This window comes from Flavihumibacter sp. ZG627, from assembly GCF_000814325.1.
Lineage (GTDB): Bacteria > Bacteroidota > Bacteroidia > Chitinophagales > Chitinophagaceae > Flavihumibacter.
This window is the reverse complement of sequence record NZ_JPHF01000008.1, coordinates 157,990-165,586: the sequence shown is the minus strand read 5'-3', so window position 1 is coordinate 165,586 and position 7,597 is coordinate 157,990. Positions and strand designations below refer to the sequence as shown.

The 7,597-nt window shown below is 45.3% G+C and carries 3 protein-coding genes; all 3 read right to left on the bottom strand.

Annotation, left to right across the window (positions count from 1 at the left end):
* Positions 1-903: 903 nt before the first annotated feature.
* Positions 904-1,821, bottom strand: coding sequence for a pirin family protein (locus HY58_RS15075; RefSeq protein WP_039133714.1), 918 nt, complete (start codon positions 1,819-1,821; stop codon positions 904-906).
* A 214-nt stretch (positions 1,822-2,035) separates the two neighbouring features.
* On the bottom strand, positions 2,036-4,054 hold the full coding sequence (locus HY58_RS15070) for a RagB/SusD family nutrient uptake outer membrane protein (RefSeq protein WP_216593815.1): 2,019 nt from the start codon (positions 4,052-4,054) through the stop codon (positions 2,036-2,038).
* A gap of 2 nt (positions 4,055-4,056) precedes the next feature.
* Positions 4,057-7,287 carry a TonB-dependent receptor gene (locus tag HY58_RS15065; RefSeq protein ID WP_052324181.1) on the bottom strand — a complete coding sequence of 1,077 codons (3,231 nt, stop codon included), beginning with the start codon at positions 7,285-7,287 and terminating at the stop codon, positions 4,057-4,059.
* Positions 7,288-7,597: the final 310 nt, after the last annotated feature.

The window sequence follows — 7,597 nt, the reverse complement described above, 5'->3', positions numbered from 1 at the left end:
GGTTTTTTCAGGACGAGTCATGGGTCTGGAAATTCCACTGAAGCTGACCACCTTATTCCGGGTCTGAATGACCACTATTAGTCGGGTACAAATTTCGAATCAATTCTCTTATGGCAGCGATTTTGTCTCCATTAATTTCTGTGATTAATTATTGACGGAAAATAATGATTATGCAGAGTGGAATTTCCACTTAAGAATAATGAAGGACTTTTTTTCGGCATCCCTCCAAACAGCAGAACAAGAATGAGATTACGAAATGGTGAGTGAAAGGGCTATGACCCGTTCGTGCTTATTGGTTCGACAATCCTTCGAGGGTCCTTCGAGCATCCTTCGAGCGGGGTTCGGAACGCCTTAGAATCGGATGGATTTGCGAGATATTTTAATCCAAATAATACTTGAGTTTCCATTGACCATGATAGAACAATTATACGTTACGGAGGCAGGGGTTTCCAAATCAAACTGGACAAACAGACAATTGATATACACAAACGCCATATTTGATGCACGAACCCCCGATTTAGTAACCCATTTTTTATTTTTACCCCCCCCCATCCCTCCCAATGAGCCAATCGGGGTGGTTGGTGAAGCCCCGGTGCCTTCTCGGTTGGGCCTCGGTTAAAATTATGCCGGAGGATCCCCGGAGGATCCCAGGTTGATCCCCGGTTGATGATTTTTCATAAAAAGGGGAGATGTGGCTGCACCCCGCCTATTTCCGGATATAATAAGGTTTGGCTATCTCAATTCGAGCTCAAAGATTCCATCACAAAAGTTGAAATTGAAAAGAATCCATTTACAAAAGAACCCGGTTAATTGGCTCATCCATTCAAATAATTGGCTCATCAGCCGGTGACAATCGGCTCATTTCCGAATAATTGGCTCGCGCGGTTTTTCTTTTAAAATTTCTCAGGATAAAGGCTCCGGCCTCGGCGCACTGCCCGCCGGACGTGAATTATCATCTGGTAATGGAATGAACTCCTCATTATCGGTAGGGGGCAGGAGTATCCTTCCCTGCTTCCAATCCTCCTTTGCCTGCTCTATCCTTTCTTTACGCGATGAAACAAAATTCCACCAGATAAACCGCTCTCCCAATGGCTCACCGCCCATCATCATCAGCGTGCTGCTGGTTATGGCACTTATCAAGGAATCGGCGCCTTTTGTGAATACCAGCATTTGTCCTTCCCGGTAGCTGACACCATTTACTTCCAGCACACCTTTCGCTATATAAATGCCCCTTTCTTCATGCTCAGGGGGTAATCCAAAACGGGCACCCTGCTCCAGCTCAACATGTAAATAGAATAGGGGAGAATGGGTGGTCACTTTACCCGCTAGTCCATAGGCATTGCCGGCTATTAATCGCATCCACACTCCCGTATCAGTGAACACAGGAAGTTGTTCCGGCTTATAGTTTGCAAACGATGGAGCTGATTCCTCATCTTTCTCCGGTAACGCCACCCATGTCTGGATCATCTCCAATGCCCCACCCGCCAAAGCAGCCGGATTTTCAAATCGTTCCGAATGTGCTATGCCACTGCCGGCAGTCATCCAGTTCACTTCCCCGGGTCGTATCACCTGCTCCACTCCAAGGCTATCGCGATGCGTTACCTGTCCATTGAACAGGTAGCTCACCGTTGATAACCCGATATGCGGATGCGGTTTTACATCAAGTGACGACCATGTTTTAGGAACCTCTGCCACCGGACCTGCATGGTCAAGGAAAATAAATGGTCCAACCATTCGACGCAGCCTGAAAGGAAGTATCCGCTTTACTTTCATGGCCTCGCTGATATTTGCAATGCGCGCTTTTATAACTATATCGAGCATGAGTTCATTTGGTTGTGGCTAAGGTACGATACAGCATTCTTAATAGTAAACTCTTCTGATCTAGTCAACATACATCTTAATCGCCAGTATAGGAATGCCAAATGATTTTGTTTCATCTCAATAATTATTGGGCAAATTAAAAAAATAGAGGCCGGTAATCTTACCGGCCTCCTTCAAGCATAATACAAACGACTGCTACTAAAAAAGAAAAGATTTATTCTAATGCGCCCATATTAGCCTCCAAAGGCCAACCAGGGTTTTGATAAATTACTGAACTATTTATATCACCCGCTGTGGTTGAAGCCTGCAGGAAATGGTTAATTGCTATTGGCTCCAGGTAATGAGCAAAGGCCCACTTATAACCATTAACCCAAAAATTGCTGGATGTAAGGTTCACACGATAAGGCCTTAGGTAATTGCTTTCAGTTTTCAGTGAAACGTTGGCGGTTTTACCGGGAGTGCCTGCTTCTATAAGCCTCGATTGTCCCGTTGCATCTTTATACCAGTCCTGCATCGGTCCCCACAATCGGAAGCCTTCAATGATATATGGACTGGTTTTTAGCTGGTCCATTGATCGCCAACGTTTGAGGTCGAAGTAACGAAGTCCTTCGGCAATAAGTTCCGACCTTCTTTCGCGGCGGATATTGTACAGGATTGGATCAGATAATATTTGTGCGGCGGAATATGCCCCGAAATCATTTAGTGCCTCTTTATTCATATCGGTAGCCGCCACGGTGATCATATAATCAGGGTTAATGCCTGCCCGGCTACGTATTGCTTTCCAATACTGATCGGCCTTGCTGTTAATAGTACCCTCTTTTAAGTAGGAGGCCTCAATATAGTTAAGGTAGGCTTCTGCAGCGCGGAATACAATACTGCCAGTGGTACCCACATTTCCTTCAGCCTGTGCCGATAGGTATGACATTCCTTTTTTCAGCGCGTACCCGGTAACGTAACGTGTTTCCGCCAGACCGATGATATCAGGATTTCCTTCCACAATTGGATTTCCACCGGCCATTTTATCAGTAAAGCGGAGGTCGCCCGGCACCTTCATGAACAGTTGCAAACGGTTATCCCTACCCGATTTAACATCGTTCACATATTCGTCGCCCTCATACCCTGATCCCACTGCATAAATAGGCAGGCCGTTGGCCATAAGGAAATTATCCACTAATCCACGGGTGAATCCGGTATTTCCACCATTCTGATTCACATAATGATTCACGTTATGGTTGATTGTTTTTGTAGCGTCATAAGCCCTCCATAACAATACTTCGGAGTACTTGCCTGCATTTATGTCGCCGAACATAGTGAAGTAGGGATTAGCCGATGAATTGTAGCCGTCTTCCTTAGTATTATTCACCAGTTGTATAGCATCAGCCACTTCAGCAGATGCTTCCATAGCTTCTGTGAGGAAGTGACTTATTTCAGCATCTATATTTATGCTGAAATTCTCCACCTTACCGTTACCTGGCCAGTTGGCACCTCCCGGAACTTGTGCCGTTCCTTTGTGGTATTTTAGCCAGGTGGCTTCATGGAGTGCAACCCTTGATTTAAAGAGCAGAGCGGCATATTTGTTCAAACGGTTTTTTGCCCCCTGTGGTGCGCTTACACCTAATAGTGAGATGGCAGAATCAAGATCACTAAGTATAAACCGCGCTACCTCATTACGTGGCCTTCGTTTGGATGCTTCAACCAGCAATTCCTTAACATCGGGTAAGGTTTGGCGTATGATCGGGTAATCACCATAGGCTTGAACTTTGTCGAAATATTCATATGCCCGAAGAAAATATCCCTCTCCTACATAATGGTCGATGGCTGATGCAGCACCTGTGAGCGTTCCTGCTTTCCAGCGGGGCACCACTGTTTCCAGGTAATAGTTCAGATGTCTGATATTACCAAAGTTCCAGCTGCCCCCGTCTTGTGGTACGCGCCATTCGCCGGGAACCCAACGGGTAGAAGCTCCGCTGCTGGCCTGGTTATCTGTATGATTGTCGATACTGAAAGTACCCGGCCCCCAGCCTCCATGAGTTGGGAAATTATAGCGGGCAACAGTGTAGGCCGCAAGGTCAGCTTCCCTTAAAAGAAACTGATCAGGAGTGATACTGGATAAAGGTGGTCGATCGGTGAATTTATTACAGGCGGCTGCTGAAATGGCCAGCAACATCACGATACCTGTCTTCCTGATATTGATCATTGATATTTTCATTTTCTGTTTCATTTTTCCTGGCATGATTAAAAGTTAACATTGAGGCCGCAGGACAATACCTTGGCCAGGGGGTAGGTTTTACCATCGTTCCAGCCACTAAGAGCAACAGTTTCCGGATCAAACGTGTCTATCATCTTGGTGATGGTGAAAAGGTTCTCTCCTGATAAGAATATCCTCAGGTTGCTTACACCAATCCGGCGTAACATATTCCTTGGCAATGTATACCCAACCTGTATATTCTTTACGCGCATATAGGCTGCATTCTGCAGGTAGCGGGTTTGGGTCTGCTGGTTTTTACCTGTATTGAAATAGGGCTTTGGAAAATATGAATTCGTATTTACACCTGCCACGCCTGCTTTTACCATGGTGGAGTTCTCATCCCTGAAATAATCCATATGGGTTTCGAAACCTGCGGACTGCCACATGCCTCCGCTTGCCCCCCAGAAATAGGGACCATTCGGCATCCAGTCGCGCTTACCAACTCCCTGGAGGAAAACTCTCAAATCAAAACCATTGTAATCAGCACCCAAATCAAAACTGTACCTGAACCTGGGTGCAGACGATCCGATAATTTTGCGGTCGCCGGGATTACTTAATGTATTTGCACCACCATCAACTTTACCATCACCGTTCAGGTCGGCGTACATGATATCACCAGCGCCCCAGTTACCACCAAGCGGCTGGGTCGTTTTTGCCAGATGTGCATCCATCTCCTCCTTCGTCTGCGCTATACCGATAGTAGTGAATCCCCAGATCTCTCCAACCATTCTACCTTCATACCAATTGGCAAGTGATCCGGAAGTATTGGGATAACGGGTGATCTTTTGCTGGTCATCGGCTAGTACTGCCCGAACAGAATAATTTAGTTTTCCGATATGGTCTTTCCAACTGGCCTCCAATTCAAAGCCATAAGATTCCATATCTGTATTATTGATCTGTGGCACTCCAGTGCCCAAAGTCACCGGCAACTCCGGTGCGGGCCCAACCATATCAAATGTTTTCCTTTTGAAGTAATCGAAATTCAGTTGCAACCTGTTATTGAGCATACCGAGGTCAAATCCATAATTCCAGGTCTGCACCCTTTCCCAGGTCAGGAAAGTTGAGATCAGTCCAGGTGCGCTGGCAGTATTGGGTCGTTCGCCGTTGATCAGCCATCCGCCATTGTTAACTCCAACCGGCATGGTGAGGTAAAAAGGATACCAGCTATTGGTATTCTGATTGCCCAGTTCACCAAATGACGCCCTCAGTTTAAACATATCAACTTTATCAACAAACCAGAACTTTTCTTCTGCAACATTCCATCCAATTGAGGCTGATGGAAAAAAGTTCCAGCGCTTATCACGCATATACCTACTCGTTCCATCATACCTTGAGTTGATCTCCAGAAGATAGCGGCTCTTGTAGTTATAGTTGATTCTTCCAAAGAAACCCGATGTTGCCCAATGCTGGTACTCGCCGCCAATGCCACGGTTCTCACCAACAGCAAGGTTCAGAACAGGTATGTCTGGATTTATCAATCCATTTCTGCTGGCACTGATTGTTTGATGCTTATTTAGCTCCGAATTGAAGCCAGCCATCACTTTAAAAGCATGATCCTGCTTCAGTTTGAATTCATAATCGGAATAGATATTCGTATTGAAATAATTGCCTTTACTGTTGTATTCACCAACCGAAGTATAGTTGGCAGAATTCCAACCAACAGAAAGAGGGAAAGGATTGCCATTCACATCATAGCTGTAAGCGGGCTGGTATGCCTGGTGCCAGTTGTTATTGGTGATACGGAAGTTTCCGTCAGCAACAATGTTCCATCCTTTCAGGGGAGTAATGACCAGTTGAGCCTGCTGGTAGAGCCAGTCGGTCTGATCTTTTGTTCGGCCTCCCTGCCTGAGTTGTGCGATCTCACTTGCATCGGACCAATTGCCGTTTGGATCTTTTGCCGGAACTGTTGGCCACCTGCGTGCAATGTTATGATAGAACAGATCGAACATATGTGTTGCTTTCTCATAGTCTTCGCGGATATAGCGGGAAGTATAATTCAGTTTTATGTATTCGTTCAACTTCATATTGAGCTTTCCCGTAAGAGTGTATCGCTGGAAACCATCATTGGCGTGGCGACTCAGGCCTTCCTGGTCGAGGTAACTGCCACTGAACAGGTAAGTGATCATTTCACTTCCACCATTCAGGTTAACCGCGTGCTGTTGAGAGAAAGCTGATGCTTTGTATTGCTCTTTGAACCAGTCTGTATTGGCATTTGAACCTGTATACATCTGCCATCTATCACCATTGGCATTTGGAACAGTTGCATAATCGATCTCACCATTCTGGTATTGCACAATCCTGTCCAGCACTTCCTGACCGAACTTAGGAGCTTCACCATCATTTGCTGCAGCCTCATTCCAATAGAGGGCAAACTTGTGTGAATCCAGCATTTCTGGCAGATTAAGGGGCTTTGTCCAGCGGAAATTGTTGTTATAATTGAGCGTTGGTTTACCCACTTTGCCCTTTTTGGTTGTAATCAGAATTACACCGAATGCGGCCCTTGACCCATACACCGCTGATGCAGATGCGTCCTTCAATACTGAAATGCTTTCAACATCCTGCATATTGATGGCATTGAGGTTGCCCTCCATGCCATCAATTAAAATCAACGGTGCAGAACTGGTGTTACCAATTGTTCCACCCCCGCGGATATTTATAGCCATGGTATTATTGAGTTCGCCGCCAAGTCCACCAACCTGTAGATTAAGTCCTGGGATCATGCCCTGCAGCGCCTGACCCATATTTTGTACGGGCCTGGCTTCAAGGGCCTTTGAATTGATGGTAGAAACAGCACCAGTAAGGTTTACTTTTTTCTGTGTGCCGTAAGCTACCACCACAACATCTTCCAGATTTGTATTTTGCTTATTGAGCGACAAGCTAATTTGCTTATCTGTGGCAGATACTTTAATGGAGGTTTTAGCAAACCCAACCGTCGAAAATTCCAACACCTCTCCCGGCTGCGCCTGGATGGTGAACCGTCCATCGGCATCAGTAGTGGTTCCTCTGCTGGTACCGGCCACGGTTACTGACACGCCCGAGAGAGGATTGCCCTCATCATCGGTGACCCTGCCGCTGATTTCTACAAGCAACACTTCATCCATATATCTGCCTGTTGGGGCAGCTATTGATGCAAAAGGCACAGTGATAATCAGAAGCGTAAGGAGTTTTAAAAAGAACAATGAATGGCGAAGCGTTCTTCCTGATAAACAGGAAGTCATGCAAAGAAAGTTTTGCATAATTTTGGTTACATTTTAAGTTATTAATGAATCAATCTTCCCGGATTGAAAATTTCAAAGCTTCTTAAAGTGATGCCATCTTGTTTTGCACAACAGGATGGTTTTTTATTTTAAGGAGCCGGATGAAAATAAAGTATTATGTACTACAATATTCTTTTTGATAAGAAAGTGTTAATACAGGGTAAAATTTAGTTAAGTAGGGCCTGAATGAGCTGATTAAATGCATTCAATTATTAAGCAATCAGATTAGTGTAGTCTGGTTATCAATGAATTATGCACATTAATAAACAAA

What these genes read in the sequence shown, in the direction of transcription:
- HY58_RS15070 (WP_216593815.1), bottom strand. Translation starts at nt 4,054, where the DNA reads ATGCCAGGAAAAATGAAACAGAAAATGAAAATATCAATGATCAATATC.
- HY58_RS15075 (WP_039133714.1), bottom strand. Translation starts at nt 1,821, where the DNA reads ATGCTCGATATAGTTATAAAAGCGCGCATTGCAAATATCAGCGAGGCC.
- HY58_RS15065 (WP_052324181.1), bottom strand. Translation starts at nt 7,287, where the DNA reads ATGACTTCCTGTTTATCAGGAAGAACGCTTCGCCATTCATTGTTCTTT.